The organism is Caballeronia choica, from assembly GCF_001544535.1.
GTDB classification, from domain to species: Bacteria; Pseudomonadota; Gammaproteobacteria; order Burkholderiales; family Burkholderiaceae; genus Caballeronia; species Caballeronia choica.
The window spans coordinates 1-2,692 of the sequence record NZ_FCON02000358.1; the positions used below are offsets into that span (position 1 = coordinate 1).

Below are 2,692 nucleotides of genomic sequence, written 5' to 3' on the forward strand. Positions count from 1 at the left end.
CTTGCTCGTCATCGTTCTTCTCCTTGCTTGAGTTTACCTGCTCAGCAAGGGATTCGTTTTTCGGGGGCAAGCTCAAAACAAGAGCGATGCCCGGGCACCATTGCGTTGACAAAGACCATCGGTTGGTCGGGCCTACGACGCGAAAGGTCCTCTAACTGCGGGCTTCCGATGACTTGCTGAAGGCGACACAGTCTGAGTTTGGAGCCATTCGCAGTCGTAGTCGACCCTAACGCAATCGACACGAAGCACTCTCGCCGTCTGTTGCTGTGAATTTCCGGCATATAGGCGCCATTTCGTTTTCGGCGTAATGGCGCCACCGGATTTCCGGCGTAATGGAGCCACGACGTTTTCGGCGTAAAGGCGCCAGTCGTTTTTCGGCGTAATGGCGCCACCCGGATGACGAGCAACGAGGGTTCGAACTTTCATTGATCGGCTAGACTGCCGGCCTTTTGCCGGGAGAGGCCGTGGCCAATCGGAGGTTCGAGATGTACCAATACCGACAGATCCTGGTGCGCATGCGCCGAGGCGACTCTGACCGGGATATCGCACGATCGAAGACCATGGGGCGCAAGAAGATTGCGCAGGTGCGGGAGATTGCCGCCAAGAACGGATGGTTGGCGCGTGAAGCGGCTCTACCCGACGAACACGTAATGGCCGCTTTCCTGCATCGCAAAGAGGCGCCACTACCATCGAGTTGCGTCTCAACCTTGGAACCGTGGCGCGAGCAGATCACCAAGTGGCGAGCAACCGGCGTTCAATGCACGACGATCCACGCCACGCTCGTTCGCAATCACGGATACAGCGGCAGCTATTCGTCGGTCTATCGTTTCCTTCTGCATATAGACGCGTCGCACACGCCCGACGTGCCGCTGCGCCTGGAGTTCAAGCCCGCCGAAGCCGCGCAAGTTGATTTCGGCGCCGGCCCGATGATGACCGACGCGCTCACCGGCGAGATCCATAAGACTTGGTTCTTCGTCATGACCCTGGCGTGGTCGCGCCACCAATATGTTGAGTTTGTCCGAGACCAAACGGTAGCGACCTGGCTGGGATGTCACCGCCGCGCCTTTGAGGCATTTGGGGGCGTGCCGACCCGGATCATCATCGACAACTGCAAATGTGCGATCACCCGAGCGTGTTATTACGAGCCCGAAGTGCAACGCGCGTATGGCGAGTGCGCAGAAGGATACGGTTTCAAGATCGATGCATGCCCGCCAAGGGATCCGCAAAAAAAGGGAATCGTGGAATCGGGCGTCAAATTTGTAAAGCGAGGCTTCTTGCCACTGCGGGAGTTCCGCGGTCTAGCTGACGCCAACCGCCAGATACACGCTTGGGTCATGAACGAGGCCGGCAACCGCATTCACGGGACCACCCGCGAGATGCCGCTCAAACGCTTCGCGGAAGTCGAACGAAGCCTGCTAAGCAGCCTGCCAGACGTCCCACCAGAGCTTGCGGTGTGGGCTAAGGGGAAGGTGCATCGCGACGCTCACGTCCAGTTCGAGCAGAGTTTTTACTCGGTCCCGTATCGACTGGTCGGCCAGGAGTTGTGGCTCAAGGCGACCGACACTATGGTGACACTCTATCGCGGGCAGGAATCAGTTGCCGCCCACGTGCGTCTTACCCGTCCGGGCGGCCGCCGCACCGTAGATGATCATCTGCCATCCGCTGCTCAAGCGTGGCAACTGCAGGACACTCAATGGTGTCTGGCAACTGCTGAGCAGATCGGGCCTGCCTGCTACGCCCTGGTTCATGCGCTCTTCGGCGACAAAGTCTTAATCAAGATGCGTTCGGTGCAAGGCGTGTTGCGGCTCAAACAGAAATACGGCGCGATTCGACTCGAAGCTGCTTGCTCGCGCGCCAACCACTACGGCACGCCGCATTACACGGCAGTTAAAACCATTCTGCAAAAGGGATTGGATCAACTGACGCTGTTAAACGCCTTTGATGCGCTGGCGAGCACCTACACCGAAGGGGGCCGTTTCTGCCGCAATACACAAACCATTCTCCAATAAGGCCGGCCATGCATCCCATTCCTGAACTGACTCCACTGCTTAAACAACTGCGCTTGTCTGGCATCCTCGATTCGCTGGAAGCGCGAAACCGCGAGGCCATTGATCGCAAGCTCGCCTTCACCGAATTCCTTTCGCTGCTCATTCATGATGAAGTAGCCCGGCGCGATAACAAGAAACTCAGCTTGCGCATGCGACGCGCCAACTTCCGTAGCCAGAAGACACTCGAAGGATTTGACTTCGATCGGCTACCCGGTTTGAATCGAGCCGCCATCCACGATCTCGCCACAGGCCGATTCATCGACGAGAAAGTAGCCGTTCTGATCGCCGGCCCCTGTGGGACTGGCAAGAGCCATCTCGCACAAGCGCTGGGACATGCAGCTGCGCGGCAAGGACACGATGTCTTGTTCTCTACGCAAAGCCAATTGCTAGCAAGTCTACGCAGCGCTGCGGCCGTGGGCACCTACGACCGCCGTTTCCAGTATCTCGCCAAGCTTCCACTTCTGATCATTGACGATTTCGGACTTAAGCCACTGCGTTCGCCGGACGATGAAGACTTCCACGACCTGATCGCCGAGCGTTATGAGCGCACGGCAACGATCTTGACTTTTATGTGGAATTGAAAGATTTTTTATCAACGCCTCTTGTTCTTCGACGAGGCAGGCCGATTGGGCGTCGGTGTATCT

At 57.6% G+C, this 2,692-nt stretch carries 1 protein-coding gene and 1 pseudogene; both read left to right on the top strand.

All coding sequences use genetic code 11. From position 1 onward, the window contains the following. Window positions 1-485 precede the first annotated feature (485 nt). Window positions 486-2,009: an IS21 family transposase gene (gene istA / locus AWB68_RS43825; RefSeq protein WP_087650311.1), complete on the top strand. Its 1,524-nt coding sequence runs from the start codon at window positions 486-488 to the stop codon at window positions 2,007-2,009. 8 nt (window positions 2,010-2,017) lie between these two features. Next, window positions 2,018-2,614 (top strand): annotated as a pseudogene (locus AWB68_RS43830) (ATP-binding protein); the annotation flags it as partial. Window positions 2,615-2,692: the final 78 nt, after the last annotated feature.